This is a genomic window from Kitasatospora sp. NPDC101108 (assembly GCF_055584725.1).
Genome location: NZ_JBVJLM010000003.1, coordinates 628180 through 648677, shown reverse-complemented (window position 1 = coordinate 648677; position 20498 = coordinate 628180). Strand labels below are relative to the sequence as shown.

Below are 20498 nucleotides of genomic sequence, written 5' to 3'. Positions count from 1 at the left end.
CGCTTACTCGTCGAGCTCCGCGACGCCGGTGATGCGGTGGAGGGCGAAGGTGCGCAGTTCGTCGGCGTGGTGGTCGAAGGCGGTGACGAAGCCGCCTTCGACCTTGACCGGGTCGATGATCCGCTGGCTGGCGATGCCCTCGGCGTTGAGGTAGCCGATCCACATCCGTTCGCCGAGCAGGACGGCCGTCTGGAGGGCGGCGAGGGTCTCGGCGGCGGCGGTGCGGGGGAGTTGGCGCGGGTCCGGGGTGGGCTCGCGGCGGGTGGCGGTGGCGGCGCGGTCGCCGGCCCGGATGGCCTTGATGGCGGCGGCGAGGAGGGTGTCGTCGGGGGTGGGCGGCCCGTCGGGGACGGGCGTGGGGGCGGTGCGCGGCGGGGTGCGGTGGCTGTCCGGCCGGGTGATCAGGACGTCGCCCTCGGCGGATTCGGCGGCCGGGGCGTAGCCCATGGTGCGCAGCGCGGCGAGCAGGACGTCCGGGGCGGCCTGGGAGGCGAGGACGGTCGGGGCGAGCAGCCGCAGCCGCAGGTCGGCGGCGCGGCGGTCGGCGAGCACCTCGTTGAGCAGGGAGGGGTCGTCGCAGCGCAGGTAGGAGGAGGCGGCGCCGACCCGCAGGATGCCGTGCCGGCGGGCGACGTCGTCGATCAGGTAGGCGAGCGGCTGGGGGACGGGCGTGCGGCTGTGCCGGCCCAGGAAGGTCTGCAGGTCGGCGGCGGTGCGTCCGGCGTCCAGGGCGCGGCGGACGGAGGCCGGGGTGAACCGGTAGACGGTGGCGCCGCCCTTGGACTCGATGTCGGCGCACAGGGCGAGCGCCTGGGCGAGCGGGGTGAGCAGCGGGCCGGGGGCGATCGCGGTGAGGTCCGGCTGGAGGATCACGTGGTCCAGCGGCTGCGGCAGCAGCGGGGCGAGGACTTCGGCCGGGTCGGACTCGGCGGTGAGCAGGGCGCGGGCGGGGGCGGCGAGGGCGCCGCGGCCGGTGATGCCGAGGAGTTCGGCCTCGGCGAGGGTCCAGGTGGTGAGGTCGTCGCGCAGTTCGCGGCCGTCGGGGCCGGTCGGGCCGCCGCGCAGCGGGCGCTGCCAGCGCAGGGTGGGCAGCAGTTCCTCGGCGGTGGCCGGGGTGCCGGGCGGCAGTTCGGCGAGCAGCGCGAGCGCGGCGCGGCGGACGGACGGGGCGAGGGTGCGGTCGAGTTCGGGGCCGAGGGCGGCGCGCGGCTTGCCCTTGCCGTCCGGGGTGCCGGTGAGCGCGGGGACGCGGGTGGCGGCGAGCCAGGCGCCGGCCAGGACGGCCCAGCGCTCGGCGGTGTCCAGTTGCAGCCAGCTGTCGTAGCCGGGGGTGGGCGCCCAGCACTCGTCGGCCTCGCCGTCGGGGGCCAGCAGGCCTGCGGTGTAGGCGAGTTCGAGCCAGAAGGCGGCCTGCTGCTCGGTGGTCTCCAGGGTCTGGGCGGCGCGCTTGAGGTCCCGTACGCCGAGGCCGCCGGCCCGCAGGGTGGGCGGGGGGTTGAGGCCCCAGGCCTCCAGCAGTTCCTCGACGGTCCTGACGGCGGTGTGCGCCTGCCCGGCCGCGGCGCTGTCCACGGCCTGTGGATCGCGCGGGGCGGCGGCGGGAGAGGGTTCGGGCTGGAGCGGTTCGACGGTGCGGTGGGTGCGGCCGCCGCGCAGGTGGAGGGCCAGTTCTCGCGGCAGCACGACGCTGCCCGGGCTGGTCGGCAGCAGCAGGCCGCGGGCGAGCAGCCATTCGACCGGGCTCTGGGCGTCCTCGGCGGTGACCGGGCGGGTGGCGTCCGGGACGGTGCCGGTGGGCGGGCCCCAGACCAGCCGCTCCAGCAGCCGCAGCGCGGGCTCGGGGGCGGTGTCGAGCAGCGCGGCGCAGCGGGTGCGGTCGGTGAGCAGGGCGGTCAGGGCGGCGACGGCGCTGACCGGGTCGGGGGTGGCGGGCTGTCCGGCGGAGGCGAGCAGTTGCTGCAGCCGGGCCGGGGACATGCCGGTGGTCGCCTCGGCGAGGGTGGGGCCGAGGCCGGTGCGGCCGGGGTTGGCGGCGGTCGGGGCGAGCGCCTCGCGGACGGCGAGGACCAGCCGCAGGCCGTTGTCCGGGCCCCAGAGCAGCGCCCGGTCGCGCAGGGTGGCGACGGCGCGGGGGAGGGCGGCGGCGACGGCGGACCGGTCGGCCGGGGTGAGCGGGGTGGCGCCGGGGTGCGGCTTGACCTTGGACGGGCCGGTCAGCAGCGTCCGTACGGTGGCCAGGCCGGTGCCGTCCGGGCAGGTCGCCAGCGCCTCGGCGACCTGGAGGGTGAAGCGGTCGAGCCGTTCCAGGGCGCGCAGCGCGGAGGCGCGCGAGGAGAGCCGGGCGGACAGCTGGGTGAGGTCGCCGGGGACGGGGTTCAGCAGGTCGGGGCGTGACCGGAGCAGGGCGGCGATCGCGTCGTCGGGGCGGGCGCGCAGCTCCTCGGCGAGGGTGCGCGGGCCGGCGGGCGTCCTGCCCTGGCGTTGAGGGCCCTGCTGTGTGGTCATTCGACCTAGGTTAGTCGGGAGTGCGGACGAGGGGGTGCGCTCGTGCACGGGTCGGTACCGGCGGACGGCGGCGGCCGCGATGGACTCGCGCGGGCGGGGCACGGTGGGTACCGTCACGGCCGAGGGCGGTTCGGTGGGCGGCCGCGCTCTGCATGGGCGGGCCGGGCGAGGCGGGGTGTCGGTGATGACGGACGGCGAGTGGTGGCGCAAGAGCGGGCCGTGGAGCGAGCGGGCGGGGGCGTCGGGTGCGCCCGGTCCGTCCCCTTCGGCCCCTTCGTCGGCTGAGGGTGCGGCGGGCGGCGGACCGGCCGAGGACAGCGTGTACGGCTCCCCGGCTGCTTCCGGTGCGACGGGCGGCATCCCGAACGTGTCGCTGGACCTGCCGGGCGTCTCCGCTCCCGACGGCGGCTCGGAGGCGATCCCGGCGCCGGTCGTGCAGAGTTCGAGCCCGTGGACGATGACGATGCTCGACTTCTCGGACACGCCGCAGCCTGCGCCCAAGCCGGTTCCCGAGCAGCGCGCAGCCGAGGAGGCGGCGCAGCAGCAGGCGGCCGAGCAGGCCGGGGCGAAGCCGTCGAACCCGAAGCGGCAGCGGAAGGCGAAGGCGAGGGGCGGGGCCGCGCCCGCTGCCGGGGCGGCGGCAGCGGGCAAGGCAGCGGGCAAGGGGGCGGGAAAGGGCGCCCGCAAGCCGTCCCCGCTGATCCTGCTGTCCTGCGGGCTGCTGGTCGGCGGCGCGGTGTCCGGGTTCCTCCCGGCCATGCTGGCGGGCTGGGGCCTCGGCTACCTGACCCGTCAACTCTCCGATCTGATGCGCAAGTTCGTGATCCTGGGGATCCCGCTGATCACGATGAGCGCGACCACCCTGTTCGCGATGAACCACGCCAAGCAGGCGGGTGGCGCCGGGGGCGCGGTCCAACCCGGTTCCCCGCTCGGCCAGTTCAGCTGGTCGATGGCGCCGGGTGTGCTGCGTGCGGCCGCCGTGGCGACGGCGGTGGTCCTGCTGCTGCTGGGGCTGCGCCGCCGCCCGCCGCAGCACGGCTGAGACCGGGACCGGCCCCGCACCGGGCGGGTGCGGGGCCGGTCGTGGGGTTGGGCGGTTGAGCGGTTGAGCGGTCGTGCGGTCGGGTCAGGCCCGGCGTCGGCGCCACCGGACCAGGGCCGCGCCGCTCGCGAGGAGCACGGCGGCGGTGCCCGCCAGGGTCAGGGCGTTGGAGCCGGTGCTGGCGAGGCTTCCGCCGCCACCGGTGCTGCTGTTGCCGCTGTCACTGCCGCTGCCGCTCCTGCCGCCCGGGGCCGGGGAGGGGCTGGGACTGGTGCCGCCGTCGTCCGCCGGAGTGCTCGGCGCGGGTGTGGGCGTTGCGGTCGTGGGCGTGGCGGTCGGGGTGTCCGTCGGGCCGCCGGTCGGCGTGCCGGTCGGGGTGCCGGTGGGAGTGCCGGTGGGAGTGCCGGTCGGCGTGGGCGTCGCGGTGTCCGTCGGTGTGGGCGTGGGCGTGGGCGTCGGGCCGTTGTCGACCGGTCCACCACCGCCGAGGAGCAGCTGGTCCTCGGTGTCCGCCTTGTCGGTCATGGCCTTCACGGAGGTCTGGGTGGAGCGCGGCAGGTCCTTGTGCTTGGCCGTGAACTCGGTCGCTCCGATGTCCTGCTTGGGTGCCTGGGAGAGGTCGACGCCACCCAGGACGCAGATCTTGCCGTTCTCTCCGCAGGGGTACTGGATGTCCCCCTGGGTCCAGGACTTGAGGAACTCGTCGTAGGTCTGGCGCGGGGTCCAGGTCCGGTTCTCGCCCCGGAGCGGCCACTGGGAGACGTCGTTGCTGTTGATGACCGACCGGTAGTCGGTGGGCGCCAGCTGGTCCTGCTGCCGCACGTACTCGGCGGCGACCCGGGCGCTGTAGACGCGGCGCAGGTCCGCGTACGCCGGTGCGGTGTTGACCTTGTGCTCGACGTCCGGGAGGACGATCTCGTGGACCAGCCGCTCGTAGGTGTGGACCTGGGCCTCGGTGAGGTTGCAGTCGCCGTTCGGGTTGTGGATGGTGGGACTCGCGGCCTCGGAGTTGACCTTCAGCGGCGCGTCGATGATGTAGACGCCGTTCTCGTCGGCGCGGACCTTCGCGGGCTGGGGCACGATCCAGTTGCGGACGACCACCCCGCAGGGGAGGCCCTCGGCCCGCATGGCCTCCATGAGCTTGGCGCCGAGGCCCTGACGCGGGTCCACGTCCTTGGACCAGTCGTGCTTCATCTCCAGGTCGGCCTGGAGCAGCACGCGCCCGGCGTCGGTCTTCCCGAAGGCGGGGTCCATGATCTTGTCGGGCTGGGTGGGGTTGAGGTTGACCCAGAAGGTGTCCGGGCTGAGCGCCAGCCAGGTGAAGAAGGCGTCGGAGATGAGCTGGGCCTTCTCCTGGCCGCCCCAGCCGAGGTTCTCCTCGTCCTCGTCGGCCTTCTTGGCGGCGAACGCGTAGTTCAGCGCCTGGCCCTTGACCGGCTTGCCGACGTAGGAGAGCTGGAGGGTGGAGAAGTCCACGCCGCCCGGGCCGCGCACCCGCAGGCCGGCCGGGTCGCCGGCGCGGATCCGGGCCATCCGCTCGGCCATGTCCTTCGGGGTGGGCATGGACCCCTCGATGTTCCGGGCGGCGCCGCCGGAGGGCTGTTTGGCCCCGGTGTTCATGTACGGGTCGGGCTTGGAGGTGTTCGGGTCGAACGTGTACCGGGGTACGCCCGTGGAGCGGTGCTCGTAGCTGCGCACGCGCGGTGGCTTGTTCGGGTCCTGCGGGTCCGAGAAGTCCTGGTTGACCTTGGCGATGTACTTCGTGGTCGCGCTCTTCTTCTGCTCGCCGAAGACGTACGTGACGCGTGCGTCCTTGCGCTGGGGGTCCTGCAGGAAGGCCTTGTTCGAGAGGTCCTGCCCGGTGTCACGGTCGCCGCCGGCCTTGAACTCCAGGAAGTCGTTGGTCCTGTAGTTGACCGCGTCCCACTTGCGGACCAGCGGCTTGTTCGTCTTCGGGTCGAGGACCGGCTTGCCCTCCTTGTCGAGGATCGGGATCTCCTCCTGGCAGAGCCAGTCGGGGCCGATCAGCCCGAGGTCCTTGACCACCTTCTCCTCGTAGGAGGCGCCGCGCCGGTTGTTGTTATGCGGCAGGATGTAGGCGTCGGAGAGCCACTTGTCGAAGGTGTCGAACTTCGGCTTGTCAGGGTTGCGTTCCAGGTAGTTCTTGTAGCGCGCGTAGACCCGCTCCTTGGTGTTCTCGGGATACTTCTTGTAGTCCGAGTCGAACTGCTTGAGGAACTCGTCCCGGGCGGCGGGGTCGGACGGGAGCGTGAGCCCGTCGAAGGCCTGGCGCGGGGCGTCGAAGTCGTACGAGTCCCAGTCGTTCCTGTCCCGGACGCTGTCCGGCGACTTGTCCCAGGGGAAGGACGTCCCCTGGGTGCCGCCCTTCGCGCGCGGGTAGATCTCGTCGCAGCGCTTGCCCTTGGCCGCGTACGCGGTGCCCTGCAGGGCGGGCAGGCCGGTGACCGCCAGGACGGCGGTGCAGGTGAGTGCGAGGCCGCCGCGCACCCAGATGCGGGCGCGGCGGGGTATCAGGTCTGTCACGTGGCTACTCCCCCAAGGAGCCCGCTGAAAAAGACAGTTGTTCGGACGGCGTACGGTCGGGCCCCCAATTGACGTGTGCGCCGCCAGGGTTCGAACAGTAGACGGTGGACGGTGGCCGCGTCTCGCTGATTCGACTCCCCGGCGGACGTCAATTCGGTTTGCAGACAGGACCGTTACGCCGGGGCGCGGCCGTCGGCCCGTAGGCTGGCGGCATGGACGAGATCGATCGCCCGGAGTGGGCCGACAATCCCCGGCTGACCGGATGGCTGGCCGAGCAGCGCCGGGCGTTTCCCGCGTGGGCGGCCGAGGCCGGCGGCGGCTGGGACTTCACGCCCGCCACGTTCGACCGGCTGGAGGGCTTCATCCGCGGCCGGTTCGACAGCTGGGAGGAGGTTCGCGCCGCCCGGGACACCCCGCTGCTGGAAGTCGCGGCCTGGTACCTGGGTGAGACCCTCGTCCGCCGCTGCGGGGTGATGTGGCGGTGCACCCCGGTTGAGCCGGAGCCGAACCGGCTGGTCGGCGGCCACCCACTGGTGACGTACGCCCGGGACGGCCTGACGGAGTACGAGCAGGACGTGCTGGAGGAACTGGAGGAACTGGACGAGCAGTCCATCCCGCACCTCGACCCGGCCGACGCGATCCGGTCGTTGTTCGCGGTCCCGGACTACCGCTTGGCGAACACCGTCGACCGGTTCGACCGGTTCCAGGAGTGGCGCCGCAGCCTCCCGGGCGACGTCCGCTGATCCCCCCGGTCGCCGCCGGTCAACCCGTCTGCGGAGTCGCCGTGCTGAGGATTCCGGCGAGGACGGCGGCCGGGTCGTCGGTGGGCAGGGCGTGTCCGGCGCCGGGGACGACCTCGACCCGGGCGGCCGGGACGAGCCGGTGCAGCCGCTCGGAGACGGCCCGGGGGTCGTTCAGGGCGCTGCGCTCGCCGAGCAGGAAGAGCGTGGGCGCGCTCAGGCGGCGCAGTTGCCCGTCGCCGAGGGTGTCGGCCAGGGGCAGGCGGCGGCGGAAGCCCGTCGAGGCGCGCATGAGGGCCATCAGCTCGGTCTCCAGGACGGCGCTGTTGCCGACCGCCCTGGCCAGTCGGGGCCGGAGCGGCCGCGGGGCGAGGGCGGCGAGACCGCCGAGGACGAGCCAGGTGTAGAAGCGCCGTCCGGCGTCGGCGAGGCCGGCCGGGTCGACCAGGGTGAGGGTGGCGGTCCGCCCGGGGTGGCGGATTTGGTGGTGGAGGGCGATCCAGCCGCCGTAGGAGCAGCCGACCAGGTGGGCGGCGGGGACGTCGAGGGCGGCGAGCAGGTCCTCCAGCCAGTCGGCGGCGTCGTGGCCGTCCGCGATCGGGGCGCTCTGCACGCTGGCGCCGGGTTCGCCGACGGTGTCCACGGCGAGGACGGGGTGGCGCTCGGCGAGGCGCTCGACGTACGCGTGCCACATCAGGGCGTTCCCGCCGGAGCCGGGGAGCAGCACGATCGGCTGCCCGTGGGCGGGTCCGGCCCGGTGGACGCGGGTGGTGCCGAAGCGGGTGGGGACGTCGAGCGCGGTGCGCGGCCCTGGCCAGAGTTCGGTGAAGGCGCGCTCGTAGGCGGTGCGGAAGCGGGCTTCGGCCTTGCCGTTCCTGAACTCGCTGATTCGCATGGTACAGGTGTATCACATGCATGATACGTGTGTACCAAGAGACCCCGGAAGAAGGAGGGACGGGCCGTGGCCGAGAAGGTCGACCACGAGGAGCGCCGACGGCAGATCGCCGAGGCCCTGCTGCGCATCGCCGACACCGAAGGCCTGCAGTCGGCCAGCATGCGGGCGGTCGCGACCGAGGCGGGCGTCTCGCTGCGCCTCGTGCAGTACTACTTCTCGACCAAGCAGGGCCTGCTGCTGGACGCCCTCGCCAGGCTCGGCACCCAGCTCCAGGCCCGGATGGAACGCTGGATCGGCGAGGCCCGCGCTCCCCGGGAGGTGGTGACGGCGGTCCTGTCCTGCATCCTGCCGACCGATGCCGAGAGCCGCCGGATCACCCGGACGTACGCCGCGTACTACGCGCTGGTGCTCAGCGACCCCGAGGTGCTGGCGCGGCAGGCCGCGCAGCCGCCGGTGGTGCTGGAGGGCTTCCTGGTCAAGCAGTTGCGCGCCGCCCAGGAGGCAGGCGGGATCGCCCCGGACCGGGACGTCGAGATGGCGGCCGCCGGGCTGCTGGCGATGGTCAACGGCCTCGGCTCCAGCGTCCTCGGCGGGCAGCGGGACGGCGAGCAGGCACTGGCGATCCTCGACCACCACCTGGACGAGCTGTTCCGGCCGTGATGCTCTCTCCCCGACGGCTGTCACGCGCGGTGGCGGGGGGAGGGGCCCCCGGTCGGCACCAGGGGGCTAACACCCGTACCGGACGGGTGCTTTCCCCGTTCTTCGGGGCCGTCCGGCGGATCAGACTCGGGGCATGCCCACACAGTCCGTGACGATGACCAAGGCTCCCGAGGCCACCGCCCAGCAACTCGGCAGCGACTTCGCCCAGTTGAGCCGCCGGATAGCCGCCGAGGGCCTGCTCGACCGGCGCCCCGGCTACTACACCGTCCGCGCGGGCCTGGTGCTCGCCGCGTTCCTCGGCGGCTTCTACGCCCTGTTCGCGCTGGGCGACACCTGGTGGCAGCTCGGCCTGGCAGCCGCGATGTCCGTCGTCTTCGCCCAGGTGGGCCTGCTCTCGCACGACCTGGCCCACCGGCAGGTGTTCAGCAGACGGCTGCCGAGCGAGATCGGCGGCCGGATCGCCGCCAACCTGATGATGGGCATGAGCTACGGCTGGTGGATGAACAAGCACACCCGCCACCACGCCAACCCCAACCACGAGGAGCGCGACCCGGACGTCGCGCCCGACCTCGTCGTCTGGTCGCAGCGGCAGGCCCGGCAGGTGAGCGGCCTGGCCCGGTTCATCGGCCGCCGCCAGGCGTACCTGTTCTTCCCGCTGCTCCTGCTGGAGGGCCTCAACCTCAGCTTCAACAGCTTCCGCGCGCTGAGCGGCCCGGCGGTGAAGCGCCCGCTGCTGGAGGGCGCCCTGCTGGTATTCCACTTCGCGGCCTACCTCGGACTGGTCTTCGCCGCGCTGCCGCTGGGCAAGGCGGTCGCCTTCCTCGCCGTGCACCAGGCGCTGCTCGGGGTCTACCTGGGCTGCGTCTTCGCCCCGAACCACAAGGGCATGCTGATGGTGACGCCGGAGATGCGGCTGGACTTCCTGCGCCGCCAGGTGCTCACCTCGCGCAACGTGCGCGGCAACGCGGTGCTGGACTCGGTGATGGGCGGCCTCAACTACCAGGTGGAGCACCACCTCTTCCCCAGCATGCCGACCCCCGCGCTCGGGCGCGCCGCCCGGATCACCCGGGAGTTCTGCGCCGAGAAGGACATCCCGTACTACGAGACCGGCCTGCTCCGCTCGTACCGCGAGATCCTCACCCACCTCCACCGGACGGGCGAGCCGATCCGCTCCGGCGGCTGAAGGCGTTCCTCGGCCGTCCGGGTGCCGAGGGGGTGGGCGGGGGAGCGCTGCCGGGGGCCGGCCGGCGACGACCTCCGGGAGGGCAAGCGCACTCTGCTGCCGCCGAAGCCCGCTACCGACGCCCCTTCGCCGGCCGACGGGTCGGCCCGCGAGATGCTGTCGGACATCGCCAAAGCCGCTGCGTATCACAGGTACTGAGTACGCATCAGTAGTAACTCTTGCCCCGCACGGCTACTTTGGTACCAACGAATAGAACAGCGCTCTGGGGAGGACGAGATGGTTCGGTTGGCGGACAATCCGACGGTCGTGGTGGACGTACAGGTGGCCGCGCCGCCGGCGCGGGTCTGGGACCTGGTCAGCAACATCACCACGCCGACCAGGTTCGGCGGCGAGCTGTACGAGGCGGAGTGGCTGGACGGCGCCACCGGGCCGGAGGTCGGCGCGACCTTCGTGGGGCGCAACCGGGCTGAGCAGCTGGGGAGCTGGGAGACCGTCTCGCGGATCTCGGACTGTCGGCCGGGCCAGGCGTTCGGCTGGGAGGTCCGGGGACGCGACGGCGACTTCAGCCGGCCCGTGGCCCTCTGGCGGTTCGACCTGGAGCCCGCCGAGGACGGCACCCGGCTGCGCCAGTCGTTCGCCCTCGGGTCGGGCTCCTCGTACCTGCACGATCTCATCGCGTCCCACCCCGACCGCGAGGAGGAGATCGTGGACCTGCGGCTCGCCATGCTGGAGAAGGCCATGAAGGCCACCCTGGACGGCATCCGCGAGCTCGCGGAGTCCTGACACGCGAGCGGGGCGCGAGGTGATCCCGCGCGCCCCGCTTGTCGCTCAGCCCCTCAGCCGCGCGGCCGCGCGGCGAACGCCGCCGCCGCTCCCGGGTGCCGCCGGGCGGCGTCGGCGGAGATCTCCAGGTGCTCACACGGGCATCGGTGTACCGGTACAGCCGGGCGTCCGCCGGCCGGGCGCACACGTCCACCATGATCGAGGCGATGTGGATCACGGCTCCGGAGCTGGTCGGCCGGGCCGACTTCCTACTCCGGGGACCGCTACGGGATGTCGGCGACGGCGACGGTGGTGGAGCGGTCGTCGGCCTCGGCGAGGAGGGCGCCGCCCGGGGCCCAGAGGGCGGCGCCGCCGCAGCCGGTCCAGGGGCCGGAGGGACCGACGTGGTTGGCGAGGACAACGTGCAGGTTCGTGTCCTCGGCGATGGCCGGGTAGAGCGTGGCGCGCTCGTGGATGCCGTTGCCGGTGCCGTAGAGGGAGCTGGCGAGGTGGATCTCGCAGCCGTCGGCGGCGCCGCGCGCGGTGAGGTCCGGGAAGTGGTTGTCGAAGCAGGTGGCGAGGGCGAAGCGGTGGCCGTTGAGGGTGAAGCGGCCGTCCTGGTCACCGGGGGTGAAGATGCCCTGTTCGTTCTCGTAGAGGTGCTGCTTGAGGTAGGTGGTGAGGAGGTCGCCGTCGGCGTTGAAGACGTACGTGCCGATGGCGGGCAGGGGGCCGTCGGTGGGGACGGCGCAGTTGACGACGGTGGCGATTCCGGTGGAGCGGAGGGCTTCCAGGCGGGGGTCGTCCGGAGCGGTGTGGAGGGTGGGGTCGGCGGCCAGGGCGTCGAGTTCGTAGCCGGTGAGGGCGAGTTCGGGGAAGACGATCAGCTCGGCGCCCTGCGCACGGGCCTGTTCGGCGAGGGCCACGAGTTGCCGGACGTTGGCGGGGATGTCGGCGGGGACGCAGGAGAGCTGGGCGGCAGCGATCTTCATGGCGGCCAGGATGGCATGGGGGTGGAATGGGAAGTCGGCGGGGCCGACTTCCCATTCCGGGCGGGTCAGGCGTGGTGGTCGAATTCGCCGGCCTTGATGCCGTGGAGGAGGGCGGCGAGCGATGCGGGGGTGGTGCGGAGGGCGAGGTGGCCTTCGTCGGACTCGCGGAGTTCGACCAGCTCGCCGATGCTGCGAAGCTCAACGCATTCATTGCTTGAGGCGCTGTAGCTGGACTTTTGCCAGTCTGAGTTAGGCATGGGTGGACTTCATTTCCTTCATGACGGATCGGATGAACTCCCGCGATCGATCTTCGGAGAGTGCAGTGGCATCCAAGCTGGAGAAGATGGTGCGATGCTTGGCCAGATTGGCTGGTGAGTCAAAGAACAAGGCCCCTTGGGAGACGTCCATCTCGACGGTGTCCAGCTCGGGTACGGGTCCTTCAACGTAAGTCAGGTTCTCCCCGGCGCCCGGAAAGGTGTCAACGGCGAATGGCACCACTCGAACGGAGATCCCAGGCCGTTCGGAGTCATCCAGCAGGGCCGCGAGCTGCTCGATGAGCACCATCGGCCCCCCGAACTGCATCCGTAGCGCGGCCTCGTGGACGAAGGCCCGAAGCGGGGTGGTTCCAGATCGGACGAGTTCCTGTCGCTTGAGGCGGAAAGCTGTCCGCGTCTCGATCTCTTGTGAGGGCAGGGGAGGCACGATCCGCGCGAACACCGCTGATGCGTAAGCTCTGGTCTGGAGTAGGCCGGGCATGTAGACGGTGTTGCAGAAGGTGATCCTCTTGGCGTGGCCCTCAAGCTCTGCCACCTCAAGGAAGTCGATTGTCAGGGTACTGCGGTACTCCTCCCACCAGCCTTTTCCTCGCTCGGACGCCATGTTCGCCAGCGCTTCGATCAGTGGCTCGTTGGTACACATGCACACGGAAGCGATGGTCCGCAGCCGTTCGGCACTGATCCCGCTCTTGCCGCTCTCCATCTGCGTGATCTGAGCTGGTTGGATGCCGAGTTCGCGGGCCAGCTGGCTGCCGCCAAGGCCTGCTTGTTCCCGCATCCTCCGCAACTCGGCTCCCAGTCGTCGCTGGCGCAGGGTGGGGTTCGGTCGAAGGGCCATGACGTCCTCTCTGCGGGTCTGAGATCAGTGTGCCCCACGTTAGGGGGAAGCTCTTCGCGAGAGTCTCAAATTTCAGGTTGCGGTGCGCTATGGTCGTTCTCACAGCGATCCGACGGATCGTCAGTAACGCGCGCTGTCCGCACCGCAGAGCAGCCATGCCCATCTGCATGGCCTGGCTCACGGCGACGTGTGTCCGCCGGATCTTCCCTCTCAACCACGCCGGGAGAACTCCCATGCGTCAGTGCAACACGCCCTCGCTCACCCTCGCCAAGCAGTCCCTCCAGGACGCCATGACCCGCCTCGGGTGGCCCCCCTCGGGCACCTTCGACGCCGAACTCGCGCTCGGCGAGCTGATCGTGAACGCCTGGCGGCACGCCAACACCCCCGCGCCGGTCGTCCAGATCCTCTCCGTCACCACCAACACCCTCCGGGTCGGTGTCTCCGACGAGAGCCCGGTGCTGCCCGAGATGCGGCCCCTCGACCTCCTCGCCGAGTCCGGCCGGGGCCTCCAGCTCGTCGCCGCCCTCACCCACCGCTGGGGTGTCGACCCGCAGAAGCGCGGCAAGACCATCTGGTTCGAGCTGGACGCCGCCCGATGACCACCCGCCGCCGCCGGCCGATGCAGCCCACCGACCCCCGCATCCGCGCCTACACCGACGACCACATCCGCACGCTCCTCGCCGAACTCCAGGAGCGCGGACGTAAGTTCGGCCTCCTCTTCCCTTCCGCCGACATCGACCACACCCTCGACGGCCGCGTCCTCGTCCGCTTCAACACGGCCCCGGCCTCGACCCTCCTCAACCTCCTCGTCCTTCTCCTCGACGCCGACCGCGAGCGCCCGTGCGATTCCTGATCGGGGCGGCCTTCGCCTTCCTCCTCGCCCTCGCGTTCGCCACGGTCGCCCTGGGCGTCGTCACCGCCCTCAGGGTCGCCCCGCCCGACGAGGACGCCTGAGCGCGAGCAGCCGAAGAGGACCGTCACCGCCCCCGGCGGTCACGGCCCTGCTCCGCGGCTGTTCTGCCCGCCCCGCTCAGTTCTTCTTCTCGAAGCCCGCCAGCAGTCCGCGCGGGTCGAAGGTCACCCGGATCCGGGCGATCTTCCCGTTCTCCACGTGCATCCAGTTCGCCGTCGGCGCCGGCGGCGCGACCGTGGTGCACAGCTCGAACCAGGTGATCACCTCGTCCCCCTCCGCGACCCGCACCTTCACGTCGATCTTCTCCAGCACCTGGCCGAGCCCCTTCAGTCCGCCGAGCGCCTCCTCGATCCCGGACGCCGTGCCCAGGGCCCCGACGAAGTCGACGTCCTCGGCCAGCAGGCCCCGGAGGGTGTCGAAGTCGCCCGCCTCCCAGGCGGAGAAGTAGGTCTCGGCAAGCTCACGCGCAGTCTTCGTCGTCATGCCTCCATCCTCCGCCCGGGCCAGTCCATCGGTCCAACATATAGATCCGATCCCTGCTATCAGTACCAATGATGGGAGTGACGCAGTGTGGCGGCCGACGCTGAGCTCCCTCCAGGCGATGCCGAGCTTCCTCACGCTGAGTGAATGTCAGGTGAGGCCGTTTCGGTCACGCCAGGTCGGTAAGGCGCTCGGCAGCCGAAGTGTGAAGGAGGCGTGAAGTCGATGATCACCGAACAGCAGGCCCGCTCGCTGCTGCACCACCCCGTCCACGACGCGGAGGACAGCAAGATAGGCAAGGCGGACCACGTGTTCCTCTCCGACGTCACCGGCAAGCCGGAGTGGGTCAGCATCAAGACCGGGTGGTTCGGGACCAGCGAGTCGTTCGTGCCGATCCGCGATGCCCGGGTCGTGGACGACCACATCCAGGTCCCGTACCTGAAGGACAAGGTCAAGGACGCGCCGCTGGTGACCGTGGAGGACGGCGGCCACCTCCCCGAACGGGAGGAGCGCCGGCTCTGCCGGCACTACGGCCTGGCCTGGGACGAGGCCTGGAGAGCCGCCAACCAGCCCGGCAAGGGCGGCTGGGCACGCAGCGACGCCGGGACCACCGGTACCGGTACTGCCGCTGCCGCCCGGACCACCCCCGGCACCCCCGCCAGCACCGCCAGGCCGGGCGACCGCTCCGGTCGGGACGACGCGATGACCCGCTCCGAGGAGCAGATGCACGTCGGCGTCGAGCGGTACGAGACGGGCCGCGCCAAGCTGCACAAGTACGTCGTCACGGAGGAGGAGCAGCAGACCGTGCCGGTGCGGCACGAGGAGGCCCGTATCGAACGCGAGCCCATCACCGAGGCCAACCGGCGCGCCGCGATGTCCGGCGAGCCGATCTCGGAGGCCGAGCACGAGGTCACGCTGCACGCGGAGCGGCCGGTCGTGCACACCGAAGCCGTCCCGGTGGAACGGGTGCGGTTGGTGACCGAGGAGCACGTCGAGGAGAAGACCGTCACCGGCCGGATCCGCAAGGAGCGCATCGAGGCCGACCTGCCCGCCGATGCCGAACGGAAGATGCGCGGCAAGGAGGTCCGGGACGAGAGGATCCGGGGTGAGGGGATTCGGGGCGAGGACCGTCGCCGGTGACCGCACCCCGCTCGGCTGCCGCCACCCTGGCCGTCGCCACTCTGGCCGTCGCGGCCCTGGCCGTCGCCGCCCCGCGCGGCGACGGCCCAACCCGTCCGCGCCGTCCGCCGCATCTGCCGGGCTGATCCACCGGCCGTCGCATATCGTCACGGGTCATGGAGATGCACCAGCTGCGCTACTTCGCCGCCGTGGTCGACGAAGGGTCCTTCACGGCGGCCGCCAACCGCCTGCACGTCAGCCAGTCGGGCATCAGCACCCAGGTGGCCAAGCTGGAGCGCGAGTTGGGCCAGCAGCTGCTGGAGCGGTCCGGCCGGCGGGTCCGGCTCACCCCGGCCGGTGAGGCCGTCCTCCCGCTGGCGAAGAGCGCCCTGGCCACGCTGGACGCCATCCAGCACACCGCCGCCGAGTTCGCCGACGCCGTGCGCGGGCGCGTCCGGCTCGGCATGATCATGGGCTGCTCGATCCCGCCCTTCCTGGACACCGTCGCCGACCTCGGCCGTACTCACCCGGGCATCGACCTGAGCCTGCACGAGGGGCACTCCGACCTCCTCCGGTCCCAGGTCCTGTCCGGTTCCCTCGACCTCGCCCTGATCGGCTTCGCGGGCGAGGCGGACCCGGGCCTGGACGTCGACGTCGTCGTCGACGAACGGATCGTCGCGGCCGTCCCGGTCGGGCACCCGCTCGACCGCACGGAGCTGAAGCTCGCCGACCTCCGGCCCGAGAAGGTCCTCTGCCTCTCCCCGGGCACCGGCCTCCGCGCCGCCTACGAGGACTCCTGCCGCCGGCTCGGCCTCGAACCGCGCGTGGACATCGACGCCAGTTCCCCCCTCGCGCTGCTCCGCCTCGCCGAGCGCGGCGCCGGGGTCGCCGTGCTCAGCGCATCCTCCGTCGGCGGCGCCGGCCTGCGGGCCGTCCCGATCACCGACGCGGCGACGTACGCCAAACTCGGCCTGGTCGCCCGGCGCGACCAGCACTCCCCGGCCGTCCGGCTGCTCAGGGCCAAGCTCCTCGCGGCGCTGAGTGGTTCTCCCGACTGACCGGACTCAGGAGCAGTCGGTGGACGTCAGCGAAGGCCGAGGATCCGCCGAAGGCCCCGGGGTAGCCCGGACTACCGGGAGCCCGCCACGGGGCGCGACTTGTAGAAGGACTCCTCCAGGTAGGCGGCCTCGTGCGGCCGGTAGGGCTCCTCCAGGTAGGCGGTCTCGTCCTTGTCGAGTTCGACGTCCACCGCGGCGACCGCGTCGGCCAGCTGGGCCGGCTTGGTGACCCCCACGATGGGCGAGGTCACCGTCGGGTTGCGCATGACCCAGGCCAGGGCGACCTGGGCCGGGGACAGACCCCGCTTGCCCGCGATCTCGTGGACGCGATCGGCCACTGCCTGGTCCTCGTCGCTGTACAGGATCCTGCCGCCCTCGTCGGTCTCGGCACGGGCCGTGGCGGCGTCCCGGGCCCGCGTCAGCCTGCCCCGCGCCAGCGGGCTCCACGGGATCACGCCGATGCCCTGGTCGGCGCAGAGCGGGAGCATCTCCCGCTCCGCTTCTCGGTGGATGAGGTTGTAGTGGTCCTGCATCGACACGAACCGGGTCCAGCCGTTCAGGTCAGCCAGGTACAGGGCCTTGGTGAACTGCCAGGCGTGCATGGAAGAGGCCCCGAGGTAGCGGACCTTCCCGGACCTGACCGCGTCGTGCAGTGCTTCGAGGGTTTCCTCGATCGGGGTGTCGTAGTCCCAGCGGTGGATCTGGTAGAGGTCGATGTAGTCGGTCCCCAGTCGCTTCAGGGAGGCGTCGAGCTCGGCGAAGATCGCCTTGCGGGACAACCCGGCGCCGTTCGGGCCGGGACGCATCCGCATCCAGACCTTGGTGGAGAGAACGACCTCCTCGCGCCGGGTGAAGTCCTTGACCGCCTGGCCGACGATCTCCTCGCTGCTTCCGGCGCTGTACCCGTTGGCCGTGTCGAGGAAGTTGACGCCGCCCTCGATGGCCTGCTTGATGATGTCCCGGCTGGCGTCCGCGCCCAGCGACCAGGGCTCGCCGCCCCGGTCCGGCTCGCCGAAGCTCATGCAGCCGAGGGCGATGGCGGAGACTTCCAGCCCGGTTGTTCCGAGTTTGACGTATCGCATGCCTCCGAACCTAGGAGTTCAAGTGCGTTCTAGCGCAAGCTCGGAGGCGCGGAGCTCGTGGTCCCGCGACGGCGAACCGCCCTCGCGCGGCGCGTCTCAGGCCTTCCACCGCGGGTCGCGCCCGGAGGCGGCCAGCGCCCTCTCCCACGCCGGGGCGTCGTCCGGCACGGAAACCGTCTCCGCGAACCCCGCGTACCGGCGGTACAGTTCGGCGTTCTCCTCGACGATCTCGCCGACCACCAGCGCGAGTTCGTCGTCGACCTCGATCTCCGCGCCGACCGCCCGGGCCACGTCCCAGCCGTGCAGCACCAGTTCGATGATCAGCATCCGGGCGATGCCCACCGCCGGAACGGGCGACCCGCCCAGGTCGACGTCCCCCTCCCAGGCGGCCGGCTCGCCCCAGGCCGCCACCGCGCGCTCCAGCTGGGCCGCGTACGCGGAGCGCCAGTCGGCGTCGGCCGTGAAGTCGCGGGAGCTCAGCGCCTCGGGCAGCTCGGTGCGACGGGCCCGGTGCTCCAGGCCGTGGGAGGTGTAGAGCACCCAGTGGTTGATCAGCGCCCGGGTGTCGAACTCCCCGCAGGGCGTCGGAGCGTCCAGCCGGGCCCCGGCCGGAACGGCGGCGGCGACGGCGGACGCCACGGCGGCGGCACGGGCGAGGAACGGGTGCATCGGGTGAACGTTCATGCTCGGATCGTCCTTGAGGCCGTGCCGTGGGGTCTTGAACAAACGCGACACCACCGCAGAGGCGTCGGCTGAGTGGCACCACTGGCCCGGCGCACTAGCCTGGCCGCCATGGGCTCCTCCGAATCCGATCTCGGCCGAGGCGTGCTGCATCCCGCCCGGGCGGCCGAGCTGATCGATGTCGAACGGCTCGTGCCGGAACCCGCCGTGGCGCGGTTCGTGGAGTTCTACTGGCTGGTGCGCTGGGACCTGACCGGCCACCCGCCGTACGAGCAGAAGGTGTTGGCCCACCCGAACGTCCACCTCGTCTTCGAGGCCCCTCGGGCGCGCGTCTACGGGGTTGACCGTTCGCTGTTCGTCCGACGCCTGGAGGGCGCCGGGCACGTGCTCGGGGTGAAGTTCCGCCCCGGCGCCTTCCGGCCCTTCGCCGGGCACCCGGTGGGCGACCTCGCCGACCGCACGGTCCCCGCCGCCGACTACTTCGGGCCCGGGGCGGACCGGATCAACGCTCGGATCCTCGACGAGCCGACGGCCGAACCGGTCGACGAATTCCTCCGCGCCCGTCTTCCCGCGCCCGACCCGGTGGCCGAGGAGGTCGCCGCCATGGTGGAGCGGATCACCGGCTCCCCGGACCTCTGCCGGGTGGACGAGCTGGCCCGCGAGCTGGGCGTGTCCGTCCGCGGCCTCCAGCGGCTGTTCGCCGAGTACGTCGGCGCCTCACCCAAGTGGGTGCTGCGGCGCGCCCGGCTGCACGAGGCCGCCGAACGCGCCGCGAAAGAGGGAAAGTTGGACCTGGCCGCGCTCGCCGTGGAACTCGGCTACGCCGACCAGGCCCATCTCACCCGGGACTTCACCGCAGCGGTCGGCGTGTCCCCGGCCCGCTACGCGGGTTCGACGTGAATCAGGCCGTCGCCGCCGCAGCTGCCGCTTCGGCGGCGGCCCGGCCGCGGGCACTGGCCCGCTTGGCGTAGGTCATCGTCCAGTACACCAGCCCGCCGATCACCGCGTACGGAAGGATGTTGTTGATCGTCACCACGGTGCCGTGCGACAGGGTGTAGACGAACGCGATCCGCAGCACGGCCTCCAGCACGAACGCGACGCCCCACACGAGGGTCAGGTTGCGCTGGACCTTGCGGAAGCCCTCGTACTGCCACATCGAGTTCCACCAGGAGATCATCTCCGGGGTGCCGTCGGTGGCGAACTTGCGGCCGAAGTAGAACATGATCGGCTTCGGCGCGGCCAGCGAGACCAGGTAGAGCACGCCGAGCAGGCCGGAGACGAAGGAGTCCTTGGCCAGCAGCATCTTCGGGTCGGTCGGGCCGACCAGCGCGACGACCAGGGTCAGGCCGACGAAGGCCAGCGAGACGACGGCGAACTCGTCGATCCGGCGGTGCCAGGCCAGGTAGATGACGGTGTCGACCACCGGGCCGAGGCCGGAGAGCAGGATGGCGGTCGACTCGCTGTAGCCGTGGTCGTGCAGCTGGTTGTAGATCATGATCGGGGCGACCACGTTGAACGCGATGCTGATCAGCCAGCCGAGCGCGGCGGCCTTCCCCTTGCGGTCGGGAGCGGTCGGAGCTACCGAAGTTGACATGGTGTTGGTCCCCCGGGTGAAAGTTGTGTGACGGGCGGCGCCATTGTTGCGGAAGTGCCGGCCGGCCGCACAACCCGGGTATGTCGACTTGTCGTCGGTGGACCGCCTAGGCCCCGAGGAAGCGCTGCAGCTCGTCCAGCATGAAGTTGGCGCCGGTGTACCCGATGCCCTGGAACCAGAGCTGGTCGTCCACCGGGAACGCCCGGTGCGCCTTGACCGCGCCGAGCGCCTGCCACCCCGGGCTCGCCAGCGCCGCGTCGGTGCCCGCCTTCGCCGGGTCGCCGTACGTCGCGTACAGCAGCAGGTCGCCGTCCGCCTTGGCGAGCTGGTCGAGCGGGATCTCGAAGTCCGACTGGTCGACGTTCTGCGCGTCCGGCCGCCCCACCTCGGCGTCCGTGAGCACGATCCCGGGGAAGCTCTGCCGCCCGAACAGCCGGATCCCGCCGCCCTCGACGAACCGCACCAGACTCACCCGGCGCCCCGACAGCTTCGCCGCCGACAGCGCCTGCACCACCTGACCCGCGTGCTTCTGGTACGCGGCGACGAAGGCCCCCGCGGCCGCCACCCGGCTCAACGCCTGGGCGTGCAGCTGGAAGTTCGCCTTCCAGGGCGCCCCGGTGGTCTGGGTGAGCACGGTCGGGGCGATCCCGCGCAGCTGCTCGTACCGGTCCCCGTCGCGGGCCTGGTTGGAGAGGATGAGGTCCGGCCGCAGCGCCCGTACGGCGTCGAGGTCGGGCGCGCCGGCCGGGCCGACCCGCCGGATGCCCGCGGTGCGGGAGGCCGGCCAGTAGTCGGGGAAGCGGGTGTCGGCGGCCGGGAGCGCGGCGCCCACCGGGGTGACGCCCAGGGTCAGCGCGGAGTCCAGCACGTCGGTGTCCAGGACGACCACCCGCTGCGGCTCGCCGGGCACCAGCACCGGGCCGTTCGCGGCGTTCACCGTCACCGGTGGTGGCGGGGTGGGGGAGGGCGTCCCGCTCGTCTCGAAGCCGTCCGGGGTGGGCGGCTGCGGCCCTCCGGAGGAGGACGTGCACGCCGTGAGCGCGGCCCCGCCGAGGCCGGCGAGGAACGTACGGCGGGCGATCCGGGGCATCGGCGGGTCCTCGGGCGTGAGGGTGCGGGGGCGCGTCGATTATGT

Annotated in this window: 22 protein-coding genes; 11 read left to right on the top strand and 11 right to left on the bottom strand. The window is 72.0% G+C overall.

The window, feature by feature from the left end; genetic code table 11:
• Positions 1 to 3 precede the first annotated feature (3 nt).
• Positions 4 to 2505, bottom strand: coding sequence for a helicase-associated domain-containing protein (locus tag ACZ6Z8_RS11230; protein WP_465608376.1), 2502 nt, complete (start codon positions 2503 to 2505; stop codon positions 4 to 6).
• Between the two features lie 184 nt (positions 2506 to 2689).
• Here ACZ6Z8_RS11230 and ACZ6Z8_RS11225 point away from each other — a divergent pair, with 184 nt between their 5' ends.
• Positions 2690 to 3547, top strand: a complete 858-nt coding sequence (locus tag ACZ6Z8_RS11225; RefSeq protein ID WP_465608374.1) for a hypothetical protein — start codon at positions 2690 to 2692, stop codon at positions 3545 to 3547.
• A gap of 84 nt (positions 3548 to 3631) precedes the next feature.
• Here ACZ6Z8_RS11225 and ACZ6Z8_RS11220 read toward each other — a convergent pair whose 3' ends face one another.
• Positions 3632 to 6091 (bottom strand): LPXTG cell wall anchor domain-containing protein, encoded by a 2460-nt coding sequence (locus ACZ6Z8_RS11220; RefSeq protein ID WP_465608372.1) that lies wholly within the window; start codon positions 6089 to 6091, stop codon positions 3632 to 3634.
• Positions 6092 to 6303: 212 nt separating this feature from the next.
• Here ACZ6Z8_RS11220 and ACZ6Z8_RS11215 point away from each other — a divergent pair, with 212 nt between their 5' ends.
• Positions 6304 to 6834, top strand: coding sequence for a hypothetical protein (locus ACZ6Z8_RS11215; protein WP_465608370.1), 531 nt, complete (start codon positions 6304 to 6306; stop codon positions 6832 to 6834).
• Positions 6835 to 6853: 19 nt separating this feature from the next.
• Here the strand turns inward: ACZ6Z8_RS11215 and ACZ6Z8_RS11210 are convergent, their stop codons facing one another.
• Entirely contained in the window at positions 6854 to 7726 is an 873-nt protein-coding gene (locus ACZ6Z8_RS11210) for an alpha/beta fold hydrolase (RefSeq protein WP_465608369.1), read from the bottom strand.
• A 66-nt stretch (positions 7727 to 7792) separates the two neighbouring features.
• On the opposite strand from ACZ6Z8_RS11210, the gene ACZ6Z8_RS11205 reads away from it, so the two are divergent.
• From ACZ6Z8_RS11205 to ACZ6Z8_RS11195, 3 genes are all read left to right on the top strand, one after another.
• Complete coding sequence (locus ACZ6Z8_RS11205) at positions 7793 to 8386, top strand: TetR/AcrR family transcriptional regulator (RefSeq protein ID WP_465608366.1); 594 nt, start codon at positions 7793 to 7795, stop codon at positions 8384 to 8386.
• Between the two features lie 133 nt (positions 8387 to 8519).
• On the top strand, positions 8520 to 9569 hold the full coding sequence (locus tag ACZ6Z8_RS11200; protein WP_465608365.1) for a fatty acid desaturase family protein: 1050 nt from the start codon (positions 8520 to 8522) through the stop codon (positions 9567 to 9569).
• A 276-nt stretch (positions 9570 to 9845) separates the two neighbouring features.
• Complete coding sequence (locus ACZ6Z8_RS11195) at positions 9846 to 10352, top strand: SRPBCC family protein (RefSeq protein WP_465608363.1); 507 nt, start codon at positions 9846 to 9848, stop codon at positions 10350 to 10352.
• A gap of 263 nt (positions 10353 to 10615) precedes the next feature.
• Here the strand turns inward: ACZ6Z8_RS11195 and ACZ6Z8_RS11190 are convergent, their stop codons facing one another.
• The 3 genes from ACZ6Z8_RS11190 to ACZ6Z8_RS11180 form a co-directional block, all read right to left on the bottom strand.
• Entirely contained in the window at positions 10616 to 11323 is a 708-nt protein-coding gene (locus tag ACZ6Z8_RS11190) for a carbon-nitrogen hydrolase family protein (RefSeq protein ID WP_465608361.1), read from the bottom strand.
• A gap of 65 nt (positions 11324 to 11388) precedes the next feature.
• Positions 11389 to 11580, bottom strand: coding sequence for a DUF397 domain-containing protein (locus tag ACZ6Z8_RS11185; protein WP_465608359.1), 192 nt, complete (start codon positions 11578 to 11580; stop codon positions 11389 to 11391).
• Positions 11573 to 12436 (bottom strand): helix-turn-helix domain-containing protein, encoded by an 864-nt coding sequence (locus ACZ6Z8_RS11180; protein WP_465608357.1) that lies wholly within the window; start codon positions 12434 to 12436, stop codon positions 11573 to 11575. The genes ACZ6Z8_RS11185 and ACZ6Z8_RS11180 overlap by 8 nt, the downstream gene beginning before the upstream one ends.
• A gap of 233 nt (positions 12437 to 12669) precedes the next feature.
• Between ACZ6Z8_RS11180 and ACZ6Z8_RS11175 the strand changes: the two genes are divergently transcribed.
• Both ACZ6Z8_RS11175 and ACZ6Z8_RS11170 read left to right on the top strand, forming a co-directional pair.
• A complete protein-coding gene (locus ACZ6Z8_RS11175; RefSeq protein WP_465608355.1) occupies positions 12670 to 13035 on the top strand; it encodes an ATP-binding protein in 366 nt (121 codons plus the stop codon).
• Positions 13032 to 13289: an SAM domain-containing protein gene (locus ACZ6Z8_RS11170; RefSeq protein ID WP_465608353.1), complete on the top strand. Its 258-nt coding sequence runs from the start codon at positions 13032 to 13034 to the stop codon at positions 13287 to 13289. Before ACZ6Z8_RS11175 ends, ACZ6Z8_RS11170 begins: the two co-directional genes overlap by 4 nt.
• A gap of 177 nt (positions 13290 to 13466) precedes the next feature.
• Here the strand turns inward: ACZ6Z8_RS11170 and ACZ6Z8_RS11165 are convergent, their stop codons facing one another.
• The gene (locus ACZ6Z8_RS11165) at positions 13467 to 13832 is read right to left on the bottom strand and encodes a nuclear transport factor 2 family protein (RefSeq protein WP_465608352.1); all 366 of its coding nucleotides are present in this window, start codon (positions 13830 to 13832) and stop codon (positions 13467 to 13469) included.
• Between the two features lie 222 nt (positions 13833 to 14054).
• On the opposite strand from ACZ6Z8_RS11165, the gene ACZ6Z8_RS11160 reads away from it, so the two are divergent.
• From ACZ6Z8_RS11160 to ACZ6Z8_RS11150, 3 genes are read left to right on the top strand one after another with little or no spacing between them, the layout of a single operon-like run.
• Positions 14055 to 14969: a PRC and DUF2382 domain-containing protein gene (locus tag ACZ6Z8_RS11160; RefSeq protein ID WP_465608463.1), complete on the top strand. Its 915-nt coding sequence runs from the start codon at positions 14055 to 14057 to the stop codon at positions 14967 to 14969.
• The gene (locus tag ACZ6Z8_RS11155; RefSeq protein WP_465608350.1) at positions 14966 to 15094 is read left to right on the top strand and encodes a hypothetical protein; all 129 of its coding nucleotides are present in this window, start codon (positions 14966 to 14968) and stop codon (positions 15092 to 15094) included. The genes ACZ6Z8_RS11160 and ACZ6Z8_RS11155 overlap by 4 nt, the downstream gene beginning before the upstream one ends.
• Before the next feature lie 30 nt (positions 15095 to 15124).
• Complete coding sequence (locus tag ACZ6Z8_RS11150) at positions 15125 to 16006, top strand: LysR family transcriptional regulator (RefSeq protein WP_465608349.1); 882 nt, start codon at positions 15125 to 15127, stop codon at positions 16004 to 16006.
• A gap of 71 nt (positions 16007 to 16077) precedes the next feature.
• On the opposite strand, the gene ACZ6Z8_RS11145 is transcribed toward ACZ6Z8_RS11150, so the two are convergent.
• The gene (locus tag ACZ6Z8_RS11145; RefSeq protein ID WP_465608347.1) at positions 16078 to 17088 is read right to left on the bottom strand and encodes an aldo/keto reductase; all 1011 of its coding nucleotides are present in this window, start codon (positions 17086 to 17088) and stop codon (positions 16078 to 16080) included.
• Between the two features lie 96 nt (positions 17089 to 17184).
• Positions 17185 to 17772 (bottom strand): TIGR03086 family metal-binding protein, encoded by a 588-nt coding sequence (locus ACZ6Z8_RS11140; RefSeq protein WP_465608345.1) that lies wholly within the window; start codon positions 17770 to 17772, stop codon positions 17185 to 17187.
• Between the two features lie 108 nt (positions 17773 to 17880).
• Here ACZ6Z8_RS11140 and ACZ6Z8_RS11135 point away from each other — a divergent pair, with 108 nt between their 5' ends.
• Positions 17881 to 18669 carry an AraC family transcriptional regulator gene (locus ACZ6Z8_RS11135; RefSeq protein WP_465608343.1) on the top strand — a complete coding sequence of 263 codons (789 nt, stop codon included), beginning with the start codon at positions 17881 to 17883 and terminating at the stop codon, positions 18667 to 18669.
• A gap of 1 nt (position 18670) precedes the next feature.
• Here ACZ6Z8_RS11135 and ACZ6Z8_RS11130 read toward each other — a convergent pair whose 3' ends face one another.
• Positions 18671 to 19363, bottom strand: a complete 693-nt coding sequence (locus tag ACZ6Z8_RS11130; RefSeq protein WP_465608341.1) for a VC0807 family protein — start codon at positions 19361 to 19363, stop codon at positions 18671 to 18673.
• Positions 19364 to 19469: 106 nt separating this feature from the next.
• On the bottom strand, positions 19470 to 20453 hold the full coding sequence (locus tag ACZ6Z8_RS11125; RefSeq protein ID WP_465608340.1) for an ABC transporter substrate-binding protein: 984 nt from the start codon (positions 20451 to 20453) through the stop codon (positions 19470 to 19472).
• Between the last annotated feature and the right edge of the window lie 45 nt (positions 20454 to 20498).